Raw genomic sequence first — 13,810 nt, 5'->3', positions numbered from 1 at the left:
AGGTCCTCGGTAAACTCGAATCCATGTGTGTCCCGCCTGTGCAGAGTTTCCTGTTCGGGCACTGCCGCGCCGAGGTCGTCTACGACTGTTCCTGAAAGCCGCCCGCAGCAGCCCCGGAATCCCCCGGCGCCCTCCCGTGTTGACATCCCACGGACGGTGGGCCCCTGTGACGCTAAGGAGAACAATCGCGATGGCGATCGAGGTCCGGATCCCGACGATCCTGCGCAACCTCACTGGCGGCGCCAAGTCCGTCGAAGGCGAGGGCAGCTCGCTGGACGAGCTCTTCACCGACCTGGACTCCCGCCACCCCGGTCTGCGCGACCGCCTGGTCGAGGGCGACAAGCTGCGGAAGTTCGTCAACGTCTACCTCAACGACGAGGACGTGCGCTTCCTGGGCGGCCTGGAGACCAAGGTCTCCGACGGGGACACGGTCACGGTGCTGCCCGCGGTGGCGGGCGGCGCACCGCACGGCGGCCCCCGGTAATGCGTTTCGACTCGCTGCTGGACTCCCTCGGCCGTACCCCGCTGGTGGGGCTGCCCCGGCTGTCCCCGTCACCGGAGGTACGGCTGTGGGCCAAGCTGGAGGACCGCAACCCGACCGGTTCGGTCAAGGACCGTCCCGCCCTCTGGATGATCAACAAGGCGGAGAAGGAAGGGCTGCTCACCCCCGGCTGCACCATCTTGGAGCCGACCTCCGGCAACACCGGCATCTCGCTGGCCATGGTGGCGCGGCTGCGCGGCTACCGGATGGTGTGCGTGATGCCGGAGAACACCTCCGAGGAGCGCCGCCAGCTGCTGCGCATGTGGGGCGCGGAGATCATCTCCTCGCCCGCGGCCGGCGGCTCCAACGAGGCGGTGCGGGTGGCCAAGCGCCTGGCCGCCGAGCACCCCGACTGGGTGATGCTCTACCAGTACGGCAACGAGGCCAACGCCCAGGCGCACTATGAGACCACCGGCCCGGAGATCCTGGCCGACCTGCCCACCATCACCCACTTCGTGGCCGGGCTCGGCACCACCGGCACGCTCATGGGCGTGGGCCGCTACCTGCGCGAGCACGTCCCGGACGTCAAGATCGTGGCGGCCGAGCCCCGGTACGGCGAGCTGGTCTACGGCCTGCGCAACATCGACGAGGGCTTCATCCCCGAGCTGTACGACGAGTCGGTGCTGACCACCCGGTTTTCGGTCAGCTCCCAGGACGCGCTGCGCCGCACCCGTGAGCTGCTGGAGCAGGAGGGCATCTTCGCCGGCATCTCCACCGGCTGCGCCCTGCACGCCGCGCTGGGCATGGCCCGCAAGGCGGTCAAGGCCGGCGAGCGCGCCGACATCGTCTTCATCGTCGCCGACGGCGGCTGGAAGTACCTGTCCACCGGGGCTTATGAGGGCACCCTGGAAGAGGCCGAGGAGCGTCTCGAAGGCCAGCTGTGGGCGTGAGGGCGTGACCGTCGCCGGTCCGCTGACGGCCGGTGCGCCCTCCGCCGTCCCGCCGTGATGGATCCCTTCCACCGTCTGCTGATCGAGGCCGCCGCGGCGGTGTGCGCCGAGTTCTGCCTGGCGCTGGCCGGCGGCCATGCGCTGCGCGCGCACGGGCTCATCGACCGTCCCCACGGCAATGTCGACTTCGCCACCGCCGAGCCGCTGCCGCTGGAGGACGCCGCCGCGGCGATCACCGCGGCCTACCGGGACCGGGGGCTGCGCGTACAGGGCGGCGATCGGAGGGATGAGGCGTGCCTCACCCTGGCGGTCACCGATCCCGGCGGCGGCCGGACCTGCCGGGTCAACGTGCTGCGCGTCCCCCTGCGGCTGCGGCCGGTGCGGATCGGCGGCTGCCCGGTGGTGGCCTACGAGGACGCGATCGGGCTGAAGGTCGGTGCGCTGGCCGGGCGGCTGGCCGCCTGCGACCTCATCGACGTGGCCGCGGTGGCCGGCGATTACGGCTATGAGCGGCTGGAGTGGCTGGGCGGCTGCAACGCCCCCGACTTTTGCCTGGAACGCCTGGCCGACCGGCTGACCTGCCAGGAGCAGATGCCCGAGGCCGAGTTCGAGCGCCACGGCCTGGATGCGGAACGGATCCGGCGGGTCAAGCGCTTTGCCGCCGAGTGGGCGCACGACATCAACATGCGGCTGTATGAAGAGGCCGCCTTCGAGACCTACGGCACCGACCCCGACCTGTGAACGACCGCCCGATCAGGAGGACGCCGCGGGCGGGGTGAGCCAGTCGTGGGGCCGGGCCAGCTGCCGCGCCCTGGCGTAGGCGATGTCCAGGGCCAGCAGCCGGTGTCCCCGGTAGACCTCCTGGGCGTCCTCCCGGCCGACCATCAGCGCCGCGTCCACCGCGTCGGGGCTGGTCAGCGACAGCGGCAGCAGCAGCCGCACCCGTTCGGAGAGCGGGTCCCAGCAGGGGACCGCGGCGCGGTAGTCGCGCCGGGCCCGGCTTTGAGCCCGGCGCACCGCCCCTTCCAGCACCAGCCCGGCCTGGTAGGGGTTGGCGTTCAGCGGGGCGGGCAGGGCCGCCAGGTTCTCGGCGGACTCCAGCAGCCGGCCGGCGTTGACGACCAGCTCGCACCGCCAGTCGTAGACCAGCTCGGCGGGCTCTTCGGCGTAGGTGGCGGCCGGGGGCAGCTCGGGGAAGTGAGTCTGCAGCTCCCGTTCGGACTCGGTGTACCAGCCCTGCAGCCGCCACGGCGCCCCGTCCGGGTCGCGGCTGGGGACGAACAGGCCGTAGATCTCCTCCTGGCGGGAGGTGACCAGGCCGGTGTTGAAGACGCTGTGCGCCCCGTCGGGGGAGGTGAGGATCCGGCGCTGCCGGTACAGCCGTTCGAAGGTCTGCTCGATGTACTCGCGCAGCACCCAGGTGTCGTCGCTGCGGGCCACCTGGGCCGGGCCGCTGGGCGCGCCGCCCCACTCCTCCGGTTCGGCCAGCCGGGCCAGCAGGTCGAAGAAGTCCTCCCCGGACGCCGAGGGGTCCTCGGCCCGCAGCGGCCCGAGCGTGGCGTGCTTGTAGAGGGCGCGCTGGGAGCGCCGGGAGATCGGCTGGGCGGATGCCGGCTGGGCCTGGGGGACCGTGGCGGCCGTCTCGCTCAGGTAGGCCGCGGCCTCCTCCAGGTAGGCGTGGCGTCCCCGGGAGCCCGCGGCGGCCGTGCCCGCCGATCCGCTCACCCCGGCCAGCGGATCGTCCGTCCCCTTCGACCCGGTGAGCGGGCCGCCATAGGACGGCGGCAGCCCCGCGGCTCCGGTGCCGCCCAGGGCGTCCGTCGCGGCGGCGGCGGGGGAGGCGCCTTCGGCGCCGCCGAACGGGTGCGGGCCGCCGAGGTGACCGGGATCGTGGTAGGCGGTGGATTTGGGCTCGTGCGGCGTCACAGATCTACTCCGGCATCGGTGGGATCACCAGAGTAGTGCCGTCACGCCGGGACGATTTCCTCCCGGCCGCATCAAGTGCGCAGAACGGAAGAGGGTAGGGTTCGTTCTCGAATGTGATTCTAGATACGGTTTCCATCTGGCGGAGCTGAGGTGCTGAGATGAGCCGGTTCGGGAACGCCACGGCGGTCGAGCGCGTCGCCGAGGGACGCTATGAGGCCGAACTCGACGCGGGCTTCCGCATCGGTGAGGCGCTCAACGGCGGCTACCTGATGGCCGTCCTGCTGCGGGCGGCGATGGACGCCGCCCCGCACGCCCACCCGATCTCCACCAGCGCCGCCTTCCTGCGGGTGGGCAGGCCCGGCCCGGCCGAGATCACCGTGGAGCCCCGCAAGAGCGGCCGCACCGCCGCCACCGTCCGGGCCACCCTCTCCCAGGACGGGCAGCCGGTCATCGACGCCCAGGTCGTCACCGGCACCCTGGACCCGGCCGCCGAACCGCACTGGGCCGACCAGGCGCCCCCCGCGCTGCCGCCGATCGACGAGTGCGTCGGCCGCATGCCCTCGCCCGCCAAGGACCGGGGCTTCGCCGACCGGGTGGACATGCGCTTCGACCCGGCCACCATGGGATGGCTCGACGGACGGCCCCACGGCCGCCTGGAGATGCGCGGCTACTTCCGGCTGCGCGACGACGACTACGCCCCCGACCCCTTCCTGCTGGCGCTGGCGGTGGACGCGCTGCCGCCGGTGGTGCTCAACACCGGTTTCTCCGGCTGGGCCCCCACCGTCGAGCTGACCTGGCACATGCGCGCCCTGCCCGCCCCCGGCACGCTGACCCTGTACGGCACCGGACGGCTGGTGCGAGACGGCTGGTTCGACGAGGACGTGGAGGTGTGGGACTCCGCCGGCCGGCTGGTCGCCCAAAGCCGCCAGATCGCCCGCGTCGGCCGCGGCTCGTCTTGACCACCCGGTCCGACCTGCGACGACAACACGTTCGAGCAAGGGGCGGGACGAATGCGCGCCGGCCGCCCGCCGCTTCGGCGCGCCCTGGGCCGAAACCGGGCGGCACCGCGCCAGAGGTGCGATATGACCACCGCTGCCGAATATGTCGGGGCCGCCTTGAACGAACACGTCATATGACGGTTACGTGAACGTGTGATGTGCGACGCAACACGCGCTTTGCAAGGGAACTGTCGCCTAGCCTAAAGGACCATGTCTGACGCGCCGATCGGGATCTTCGACAGCGGCTACGGAGGGCTCACCGTCGCCCGTGCGATTCTCGATCAGCTGCCGGACGAGCCGATCCTCTATCTCGGCGACTCGGCGCGTCAGCCCTACGGCCCCCGGCCGATCGCCGAGGTCCGCGCCTTCGCCCTCCAGATGCTCGACCAGCTGGTCGCCGAGGGCGTCAAGATGCTGGTGATCGCCTGCAACAGCGCCAGCGCGGCGATGCTGCGGGACGCGCGCGAACGCTACGACGTGCCGATCGTGGAGGTCATCAAGCCCGCCACCCGGCGGGCCGCACGGGCCACCACCAACGGGCGGGTGGGACTGATCGCCACCCACGCCACCGTCACCAGCCGGGCCTATGAGGACGCGTTCGCCGCCGCCCCGCACATCGAGCTCACCAGCGTCGCCTGCCCCCGTTTCGTGGAGTTCGTCGAAGCCGGCATCACCAAGGGGCCGGAGCTGCTGTCGGTGGCGCGCTCCTACCTTCAGCCGATCGTGGATGCGGGCTGCGACACCCTCATCCTCGGCTGCACCCACTACCCCTTGCTCATCGGCGCCATTTCCTACGTGGTAGGGGACGGGGTCACACTGGTCTCAAGTGCCGAGGAGACCGCTAAGGACGTATACCGAGTGCTTCAAGACCAGGGTCTGGCCCGCGCCGAGACCGCGTCCCCACCCGTGCACCGGTTCCTTGTCACCGGGGATCCGGCGGAGTTCGCGAGGCTGGGACGCAGGTTCCTGGGGCCCGAGATAGGCCTGGTGGAGGCCGTCGCGGGCGCCGCCCTGACCCCTTGAATTCCTCGTGGCACGAAGGAGGAGTTGAGCGTGCGGGTCACAGTGATCGGCTGCTCCGGCAGCTTTCCCGGGCCGAAGAGTCCTGCGTCCAGCTATCTGGTCGAAGCGGACGGCTTTTCGATGCTGCTCGACCTGGGCAATGGCGCGCTCGGCTCCCTGCAGCGCTTTCACGATGTGCTCGACATCGACGCCATCTGCTTCACCCACCTGCACCCCGACCATTGCCTGGACCTGACGGTGTACTGGATCGCCCGCGTCTACTGCCCGTTCGGCAAGGCGCCGGTGATCCCGGTCTACGGCCCCGCGGGCACCGCCGAGCACATGGCCAAGGCCTATGAGCTGGAGCCCAACCCCGACATGGGGGAGGCGTTCACCTTCCACGAATTCCCCGCCGAGCCGTTCGAACTGGGCCCCTTCCGGGTGACCGCCGCGCGGGTCAACCACCCCGTCGAGGCCTACGGGCTGCGCGTCGAGCACGAGGGGAAGGTGCTGGCCTACTCCGGCGACACCGGAGGCTGTCAGGCCCTCATCGACATCGCCCGCGGCGCCGACCTGTTCCTGTGCGAGGCGGCCTTCGTGGAGAGCCGTCCCAACCCTCCCGACATGCACCTGACCGGCCGGGAGGCCGCCGAGCACGCCGCCCGCGCCGGTGTCGGCCGCCTGGTGCTGACCCACCTGCTGCCCTGGAACGACCCGGCGGTCACCTTGGCCGAGGCCAAGATGGCCGACTATTCGGGACCGATCGAGCTCGCCCAGGTCGGCACCGTCTACGAGCTTTGAGCGCGGCCGGCGCCTTCGCCGCATCGGGACGTGGCGGGGGCGGGCGGGTACTAGGGTGAAGGCCATGGCCCGTCCTGACGACCGCGCACCCGACCAGCTTCGGCCCGTCCGCATCCAGCGCAACTGGCTCGACCACGCCGAGGGATCCGTGCTCATCGAGTTCGGCGCCACCCGCGTCCTGTGCGCGGCCTCGGTGCAGGACTCGGTGCCCCGCTGGCGCCGCGACAGCGGCCTGGGCTGGGTGACCGCCGAGTACGCGATGCTGCCCCGGGCCACCCACACCCGCGGCGAGCGCGAGTCGGTCAAGGGCCGCCTCGGCGGGCGCACCCAGGAGATCTCCCGGCTGATCGGCCGTTCCCTGCGGGCGTGCGTGGACTTCAAGGAACTGGGCGAGAACACCGTGGTGCTGGACTGCGACGTGCTGCAGGCCGACGGCGGCACCCGCACCGCCGCCATCACCGGCGCCTATGTGGCGCTGGCCGACGCGGTGGCCTGGATGCGCGAACGTGAGCTGATCAAGGGCGACCCGCTGATCTGCTCGGTGGCCGCGGTCAGCGTCGGCGTGGTCGACGGCGAGCCCCGCCTGGATCTGTGCTACGCCGAGGACGTCGAGGCCGGCACCGACATGAACGTGGTCTGCACCGGGGACGGCAAATTCGTCGAAGTCCAGGGCACCGCCGAGGGGCAGCCCTTCGACCGCGCGGAACTGGACGCGTTGCTGGATCTGGCGGCCGGCGGCTGCGCCGAGCTGACCCGGCTGCAGCAGGAGGCGCTGAACCGATGACCAAGATCGTGCTCGCCACCCGCAACTTTGGCAAGGTCGCCGAGCTGCGCCGCATCCTGGGCGGCATCGAGGTGGTGGGGCTGGAGGAGTTCCCCGACGCCCCCGACGTCCAGGAGACCGAGCCCACCTTCGCCGGCAACGCGCTGCTGAAGGCCCGCGCCATCGCCGCCCACACCGGGCTGCCGGCCATCGCCGACGACTCCGGACTGTGCGTGGACGCCCTGAACGGCATGCCCGGCGTGCTGTCGGCGCGCTGGTCGGGACGGTTCGGCCAGGCCGCCGGCGACAAGGACCGCGCCAACCTGGAGCTGGTGCTCGACCAGCTCGCTGACGTGCCGCCCGAGCGGCGCGGCGCCCACTTCGCCTGCGCGGTGGCGCTGGTGACCCCCGGCGGGATCGAGCGGATCGTCGAGGGCCGCATGACCGGACGCATAATCGACCGGCCCCGGGGCGAGGGCGGCTTCGGCTATGACCCGATCTTCGTCCCGGACGGGGGCACCCGCACCTCGGCGGAGCTGTCGCCGCAGGAAAAGGACGCCGTCAGCCACCGCGGCAAGGCGCTGCGCGCGCTCGCCGAGATCCTCCCGGAGGTCCTGGGCGTCCGGCCCGCCTGAGCGGCGGGACGGGCCCTTAAGGGTCGGGGCCGTGGACGTCCGGATGCGGGATGCCGAGCCGCAGGCCGGGCAGCCGGTCCAGCCCGATCATCTCCACCATCGACCGCACCGGGGCGGGCATCCGGTCCAGCACCAGCGGGCCGCCTCGGGGACGGGCGTCGGCCGCCCTGGCCAGCATGGCCAGCGCCCCCACGTCGATGAACTTCAGCTCCGCCATGTCCACGTGCACCGGGGAGCCGTTGGCGCGGGCCAGCGCCTGTGAGAGCGCCTCCCCGAACACCGCGTGCCGGGCGGCGTCCAGCTCCCCGCTCAGCGCCAGCCCCAGCGGGTGGAAGGTGCGGTCGATGCGCAGCACCGAGTCGGCGAAGTCGGGGTCGGCGGTGACCGTGACCGGGTGCGCGTCCTTCAGCGCGGCCAGCTCGCGGGGCCGGCAGGCCCGCCGGTCCACCTGGCAGATCGCGATGGCCGACGTGCTCGGGCCCACCACCTCCTCGATGTGCCGCTCGCAGTCCAGCACCAGCCCGGCCCCGCCGGGAGTGCGCAGCGTCCAGGTCAGATCGGCCACGATCCGCACCCCGCGGTAGCCCGCCCGCTGCGCCCGGTCGATCTCCGTCCGCAGCACCTGCGCCGGCCGGCGCGGATCCAGGGCCTGAGAGGGGTGCTCGCTCAGCGGCACCACGGTCACCCGGTCCCCGGTGGGCAGGGTGATCTCCTCCCGGCCGGCCAGCACGACCACCTTGTCCTCACCGGCCAGGGCGGTGTCGATGAACGAGCCCACCACCAGGTTCCGCTCGTCCTCACCGGCGAAGGCCAACCAGGCGTGATCGCCCGGCCGTAGATCACTGACCATCCTGCGGACCGGGCCGGGGAAAAACATCGCGCTCTCACCGCCGTTTCACAGGGAGAGCCTCCAGAGTACGCCCGGCTTCACCGCGTTGGGGACCACATTGCAAACAGGATTTGCGGTTATCTGAGACGCACGTGCAAAAGCGCGGTCATTCCGCCCAGCGGAATCGGTGAATTCCGCTTCTTCCGCCCCGGAAAGGACGGGGCTCACCTGCGCATCAGCAGACGGACGGACGTGCCGTCCTCCCCGGCGTGCAGCCGCACCACGTCCACCAGCAGCCGTACCGTCCACAGCCCGAACCCGCGCTCCAGCGCCGAGACCGGCGGCGTGAAACCGGCCAGCGCCCCCGGGCGCCAGCGGCCGTGGTCGCTCACCTCGCAGACGAACTCGCCCGGCCGCCGCCACACCCGCACCCATCTGGGCGCGGCGCCGTGTTTGAGCGCGTTGGTCGCCGCCTCGGTGACGGCCGTCTCCAGGGCCGCGATCCGCTTCTCGTCCAGCCCGTGCCCGCTCGCCCGCGCCGCCACGAACCTGCGCACCCGCTGCAGATCCTCCATCGCGCCGAACGGCAGGTGCGCGGCGTCCGGGGGCGGAGGGCTCCAGGCGCCGTCCGCGCCGAACCCGGCCGGCTCCAGGTAGTCGCTTTCGGGGTAGGCGTCGTTGTGCCGTTCGCTCCGGCCGTCGATCAGCCGCCGGTGGGTGCGCAGGGCGTGCTCCAGCACCTGCGGCCGCACCGCGTCCCGGTCATAGGCGCAGATCACCCGGGCGCCCGAGGCGGCGAACAGCGTGTTCACCAGCGACTCGTAGCGGGCCCATTCCACCGTCTCCAGCGGATCGTCGGACCAGTTCCGCTCGCCCACCACCCGCAGCCGGCGCGGTGCGTGCAGGCGCAGGATCCGGTCATAGTCGCGCAGTGCCCGCACCGGGTGCGCATAGAACTCGTCGGCGTCGACGAACGTCGCCTCCCGTCCGTCGGCCCCCAGCGCGTCCCGCAGCGCGCTCAGCCTCGGCTCGGGGACCACCACCAGCGGCACCTCCCCGGCCTCCACCCCTTCCCGCAGATGGGGCACCGTCGCCGCCAGATACTCCTCCAGGCCGCCGTACACCAGCACGTCGTGCTCCAGGCGGTCTGCGGGACGGGGGGACGGCGACCTCACCGGGGGCCACCCGTGCCCGCTCGATGCGGCCTCGCCGGGACCGGAGACGAAGGCGACGGGGAGCGGCCCGCGCACGCCCGCGGCGGGTCCGGGCGGGCCGACGCGCCATCGGCCACCGGCGGGGCGGCGAGGCGCCCGGGAAGAACGGGCGGGAGGGGACCCGGGTAGCCGCAGGGGAGCAGCCGGCGGGTGGAACAACCGCTCACCAAGCCCTCCTGACCGCGCTCGGACCCCCAGTCAGCGTAATCCCATACGACAGGCCGGTACGCCCGAGTTTTTCAGATGGCCGTAACCGGCCCCGCCGTGAGCGCATGCACCGGGCTCGCGAGGGAGGCTAAGCTGTGATCACGGCCTCCACGCGGCCGGGCGGGCGTGGCGAAATTGGCATACGCGGCAGACTTAGGATCTGTTGGTGGCAACACTGTGGGGGTTCGAGTCCCCCCGCCCGCACAAATCCGCGAAACCGCTACAAGCCGAGGTCCTTGCGGAGACGGGCCACATGTCCCGTGGCCTTCACGTTGTAGTAGGCCTTTTCGACCTTTCCTTCGGGGTCGATGACGAAGGTGGAGCGGATGACCCCCACCACGACCCTGCCGTACAGCTTCTTTTCTCCATAGGCGCCATAGGCCCGCAGGACCTTGGCGTCGGGGTCGGACAGCAGCGGGAAGGTCAGGCCGTCGCGCTCACGGAACTTGGCGAGCTTGGCCGGCGGGTCGGGGGAGATGCCGACCACCGCGACGCCCGCCGCCTCCAGTTCGGGCAGGCTGTCGCGGAAGTCCACCGACTCCTTGGTGCAGCCGGGGGTCATGGCCGCCGGGTAGAAGTAGACGATCACCCGCTTCCCGCGCAGCGAGGACAGCGAGACCGTGGTGCCGTCGGCGTCGGGGAGCTCGAAGTCGGGGGCGACGTCGCCGGGCTGCAGCCGTTCGGACATCGGCTTGTGCCTTTCCATTCAGCGGATTCGTTCAGCAGGGACGGACGATCGCGGCGGTTCGGGAACGCCCGGCCCGAACCGGCAGGGCCGCGGACGCTCCCCGGCGCGATGGATCGGCTCCCACCGTACCGGTGCGGGCGGCGCGTCCGGCGGGGTGTGACGGGCGATGCGCCGCGGTACCTGCAACACTGATCGTCTGCCGCAGGAGGCTCGGACGATAAGGACACGGCATGGCTGACAAGGCTCCCGATCCGGAAGCGCTGGAGAAGGAGATCGAGCGCACCCGGGAAGAGCTGGCGCGCACCATCGACGAGATCGTCGACCGGGTCAATCCGCGCAACGTGGCGCAGCGCGGCGTGACCCGGCTGAAAGAGGAGACCGGGCAGGTCATCGCCGCGGTGGGCGCGCTGGTGGCGCCGCCCGGGGAGACCGACGGCGAGGCGGGGCCGGTCGACCGCAGGGTGATCGCGGTGGGCGTCGGCGCCGTGGTCGTCGTGACCGCGTTCATGCTGTGGCGGCGCGGCCGGCGGCGCCGGCGTTGAGCCGAGGGTGCGCAAGAAAGCGCCGGCTCCGTGCGGGGCCGGCGCTTCGTCATGGACGGGGGATGGGCGTGCGCAGCACGGGCCGGCCGCCGGCCGTGCTCAGGCCGAAGGCGGCGGCGTGCCGGGGCTCCATGCCGGAGGACAGGTCCATGACGAGCCGCCGGGAGCCTTGCGCGGTGAAGCCGCCCGCGGTGGCCCGGCGGCCGCCGGTGCATCCCCACCCGGGTGTACGGCCGCGGCGGCCGTGCAGTTCAACCCGGGCGGTCAGCGGGCGAACTGGGGGAGGTGGTCGCGGTGGGCGGCCAGGCCCTCGTGGAGGATGCGTTCGGCGGTGTGCTTGTCGCGCACGAACGGGTGGGCCATCAGCGCCTGCAGGGCGGTGCGCCGGTCGCCGGTCGCCGCGGCGTCGGCGGCGAGCCGCTCATAGGTCCAGATGGCCTGGGTGAGGCCGCGCACCGGCAGGGGGAGCGGGCCCATGGCCGACCGGAGAGGACCTTTGCGGCCGATGCGGGCGGGCACCTCCACGACGGCGTCGTCGTCCAGCGAGGAGATCGCGCCGTCGTTGCGGATGTTGACGATCATGCGGCGGTCCTCGTCGCGGTGCAGGGCGCAGATGACGTCCACGGCGAACTCGCCGTGCTCGCCGCCGCCCCGCTCCCGGCTGGGGTCGGGGTCGGGCTTGGCGGCCTCGGCGGCCAGGGAGGCGTAGTAGCCGGGGAGCATGGCCGAGATGTCCTGAGCCCGGGTGGTGCCCTTGGCGCGCAGCTCTCGCACCACCTCGTCGTGGAAGAAGTAGTACTTGGCGTAAGAGTTGGGCAGCAGGCCCAGGGCGCGGGCCAGCTCGGCCATCCGGGACGGGTCGCGCCACGGGGTGGCGCCCCCGCCGGGGATCTCCAGGTCGGCCAGCAGGGCCGGCAGGTCGAGCGGCTCGCCGTGCAGGCGGACCCGCTCGGCCCAGGTGGCGTGGTTGAGGCCGATCCAGTCGGCCTCCAGCCTGGCGGCGGGCAGGCCCAGCAGCTCGGCCCACATCTCGGTGTCGCCGACGTGCTGGTCGCACAATCCGATGATGCGGGTGCCGGGCCGGTACCGCAGCACCGCGTCGGTGACGATGTTGGTGGGGTTGGTGTAGTTGACGATCCAGGCGTCCGGGTCGGCGAGTTCGGCGATCCGCAGCAGCACCGGCACCGACCGGCAGGCCATGAGGAACCCGCCGGGACCGGCGGTCTCCTGCCCGACCACGCCGTATTTGAGGGGGATCGACTCATCCAGGTGACGGGCGGCCATCCCGCCGGGCCGGAAGGTGGTGAACACGTAGGAGGCGCCGTCCAGGGCGGGCTTGAGCTCGGTGTGGGAGGTGACGGTGAAGTCGGCGCCGCGGGCGGCGAACATGGCGGTGGCCAGCCGGGCCATCAGCGCCAGGTGCTCGCGGTGGACGTCGTGGAAGGCCAGTTCGGCGCCGGCCAGGTCGGCGGCCCGGTGCAGCAGTCCGCGGATCACTCCCGGCATGTAGCCGCTGCCCGCCCCGACGATGGCGATCTTGATGCTCATGGGCGTCCTTTCAGCGGAGCGTGGGCTGGGCGCGGGTGACCGACTCCGGGCCGTTGCCGAGCTCGGCGGCGGGGATGTAGGGGATCACGAACTCGTAGTCGGCCAGCACCTCCGGGGGCAGGTCGGAGGTCTCCCCGAAGGCGGCGATCTCGCCCCAGCAGGGCGCGCCCAGCGAGCCGCTGTGGTGGCGCACCGACAGCCCGGCGCACAGGTTGGCAAAGCGCAGCCGCTGCATCAGCGGCCATCCGGCGAGCGTGCCGAACACGAACCCGGCGGCGAACACATCGCCGGCTCCGGTGGTGTCCAGCGCCCGGACCGGCAGGGCGGCGGCCGAGGCGCGCTCGCCGGTGGTGGAGTCGATGGCGATGGCGCCCAGCGCCCCCTGTTTGACCACCACCACCGGCACCCGCTCGGCCAGCGCCTCCAGCGCCTCGGCGGGGGTGCGGGTGCGGGTGTAGGCCATGGCCTCCACGGCGTTGGGCAGGAACACATCGACCTCGGCGAGCCGGTCCAGCACGTCGGTGGACCAGGTCTCGGTGGGGTCCCAGCCGATGTCGGCGAACACCAGCGCCCCGCTGCGCCGCATGGTCAGCGCCCACGACGGCAGCGGGCGGTCGATGTCGACGAAGCAGCTGGCGGCCCGGGGCGGGACGGCGACCAGCTCGTCGGCGGTCAGCGGCAGCGGCCGGGCGTAGGTGACCATGCTGCGGTCGGAGTCGTAGGCCAGCGAGACGGTGACCGGGGTGGGCCACCCGGCCGGCCGCCGCGACCAGGTCAGATCCACCCCCTCCTGCTCCGACAGCGTCCGCCACAGGTAGGCGCCGAACATGTCGTCGCCGATCACGGTGGCCAGCCCGGTGCGCAGGCCCAGCCGGCTCATCGCCACCGCGATGTTGGCGATGCCGCCGGGCGCCGAGCCCAGCCCGTCGGTGACCAGTTCGGTGCCGGGCGGCGGCAGCCCGGGCAGCCCGGTGAAGATCATGTCCATGAACACCCGCCCGGCCAGGAACACATCCAGGCCGTCGTCGGCCCGCGCGCCGCCGGCGCGCAGCGGCCGCCCGGCCTGCGTCCGCTCGCCGCAGGGGTCGTCCAGGGGCGGCTGCGCCGCGGCTTGCCCATCCGGTGCGGCCATCGGCACCTCCCGTCGAGGCCCTGTTTTCCCGCCCTTCGCCGGCTCGTGCCCTTTTCGGACGTCCCCGGGCACGATCCTGACCGATGGCACTGAC

The 13,810-nt window shown here is 72.3% G+C and carries 15 protein-coding genes and 1 tRNA gene; 10 read left to right on the top strand and 6 right to left on the bottom strand.

The genetic code is table 11. The annotated features are described in order from the left end of the window. Positions 1-190: 190 nt before the first annotated feature. The 3 genes from TCUR_RS19045 to TCUR_RS19035 are packed head-to-tail and all read left to right on the top strand — an operon-like array spanning position 191 to position 2,172. On the top strand, positions 191-484 hold the full coding sequence (locus tag TCUR_RS19045; protein WP_012854185.1) for a MoaD/ThiS family protein: 294 nt from the start codon (positions 191-193) through the stop codon (positions 482-484). Then, positions 484-1,431 carry a PLP-dependent cysteine synthase family protein gene (locus TCUR_RS19040; protein ID WP_012854184.1) on the top strand — a complete coding sequence of 316 codons (948 nt, stop codon included), beginning with the start codon at positions 484-486 and terminating at the stop codon, positions 1,429-1,431. The genes TCUR_RS19045 and TCUR_RS19040 overlap by 1 nt, the downstream gene beginning before the upstream one ends. A gap of 57 nt (positions 1,432-1,488) precedes the next feature. Beyond that, on the top strand, positions 1,489-2,172 hold the full coding sequence (locus tag TCUR_RS19035) for a hypothetical protein (RefSeq protein WP_012854183.1): 684 nt from the start codon (positions 1,489-1,491) through the stop codon (positions 2,170-2,172). Between the two features lie 12 nt (positions 2,173-2,184). On the opposite strand, the gene TCUR_RS19030 is transcribed toward TCUR_RS19035, so the two are convergent. Next, positions 2,185-3,357: a DUF3825 domain-containing protein gene (locus tag TCUR_RS19030; protein ID WP_012854182.1), complete on the bottom strand. Its 1,173-nt coding sequence runs from the start codon at positions 3,355-3,357 to the stop codon at positions 2,185-2,187. A 158-nt stretch (positions 3,358-3,515) separates the two neighbouring features. On the opposite strand from TCUR_RS19030, the gene TCUR_RS19025 reads away from it, so the two are divergent. The 5 genes from TCUR_RS19025 (at position 3,516) to rdgB (ending at position 7,556) form a co-directional block, all read left to right on the top strand. After that, positions 3,516-4,316, top strand: a complete 801-nt coding sequence (locus TCUR_RS19025; protein ID WP_012854181.1) for a thioesterase family protein — start codon at positions 3,516-3,518, stop codon at positions 4,314-4,316. Positions 4,317-4,565: 249 nt separating this feature from the next. Beyond that, the gene (gene murI / locus TCUR_RS19020) at positions 4,566-5,378 is read left to right on the top strand and encodes a glutamate racemase (RefSeq protein WP_012854180.1); all 813 of its coding nucleotides are present in this window, start codon (positions 4,566-4,568) and stop codon (positions 5,376-5,378) included. Between the two features lie 30 nt (positions 5,379-5,408). Next, positions 5,409-6,158: an MBL fold metallo-hydrolase gene (locus TCUR_RS19015; RefSeq protein ID WP_012854179.1), complete on the top strand. Its 750-nt coding sequence runs from the start codon at positions 5,409-5,411 to the stop codon at positions 6,156-6,158. Positions 6,159-6,222: 64 nt separating this feature from the next. Then, positions 6,223-6,942, top strand: a complete 720-nt coding sequence (gene rph / locus TCUR_RS19010) for a ribonuclease PH (RefSeq protein ID WP_012854178.1) — start codon at positions 6,223-6,225, stop codon at positions 6,940-6,942. Then, positions 6,939-7,556, top strand: a complete 618-nt coding sequence (gene rdgB / locus TCUR_RS19005; protein WP_012854177.1) for an RdgB/HAM1 family non-canonical purine NTP pyrophosphatase — start codon at positions 6,939-6,941, stop codon at positions 7,554-7,556. The genes rph and rdgB overlap by 4 nt, the downstream gene beginning before the upstream one ends. 16 nt (positions 7,557-7,572) lie before the next feature. Here the strand turns inward: rdgB and TCUR_RS28395 are convergent, their stop codons facing one another. Further along, positions 7,573-8,370: an STAS domain-containing protein gene (locus TCUR_RS28395; protein WP_052305558.1), complete on the bottom strand. Its 798-nt coding sequence runs from the start codon at positions 8,368-8,370 to the stop codon at positions 7,573-7,575. A 239-nt stretch (positions 8,371-8,609) separates the two neighbouring features. Then, complete coding sequence (locus TCUR_RS18995) at positions 8,610-9,560, bottom strand: sensor histidine kinase (protein WP_012854175.1); 951 nt, start codon at positions 9,558-9,560, stop codon at positions 8,610-8,612. A 366-nt stretch (positions 9,561-9,926) separates the two neighbouring features. Here TCUR_RS18995 and TCUR_RS18990 point away from each other — a divergent pair. Next, positions 9,927-10,010: transfer RNA gene (locus TCUR_RS18990), tRNA-Leu, on the top strand. A 16-nt stretch (positions 10,011-10,026) separates the two neighbouring features. Here TCUR_RS18990 and bcp read toward each other — a convergent pair. Next, entirely contained in the window at positions 10,027-10,494 is a 468-nt protein-coding gene (gene bcp, locus TCUR_RS18985) for a thioredoxin-dependent thiol peroxidase (RefSeq protein ID WP_012854174.1), read from the bottom strand. A 230-nt stretch (positions 10,495-10,724) separates the two neighbouring features. Between bcp and TCUR_RS18980 the strand changes: the two genes are divergently transcribed. Continuing rightward, a complete protein-coding gene (locus tag TCUR_RS18980) occupies positions 10,725-11,036 on the top strand; it encodes a DUF3618 domain-containing protein (RefSeq protein WP_012854173.1) in 312 nt (103 codons plus the stop codon). Positions 11,037-11,300: 264 nt separating this feature from the next. Here TCUR_RS18980 and TCUR_RS18975 read toward each other — a convergent pair whose 3' ends face one another. Both TCUR_RS18975 and TCUR_RS18970 read right to left on the bottom strand, forming a co-directional pair. Further along, positions 11,301-12,584: a family 4 glycosyl hydrolase gene (locus TCUR_RS18975; protein ID WP_012854171.1), complete on the bottom strand. Its 1,284-nt coding sequence runs from the start codon at positions 12,582-12,584 to the stop codon at positions 11,301-11,303. 10 nt (positions 12,585-12,594) lie between these two features. Next, positions 12,595-13,716, bottom strand: a complete 1,122-nt coding sequence (locus tag TCUR_RS18970; RefSeq protein ID WP_012854170.1) for a carbohydrate kinase family protein — start codon at positions 13,714-13,716, stop codon at positions 12,595-12,597. Positions 13,717-13,810 lie beyond the last annotated feature (94 nt).

The sequence above is a fragment of the Thermomonospora curvata DSM 43183 genome, assembly GCF_000024385.1.
Taxonomy (GTDB): Bacteria; Actinomycetota; Actinomycetes; order Streptosporangiales; family Streptosporangiaceae; genus Thermomonospora; species Thermomonospora curvata.
Note: the sequence above shows the minus strand (reverse complement) of the source record. Positions and strands in the feature narration are given on the sequence as shown.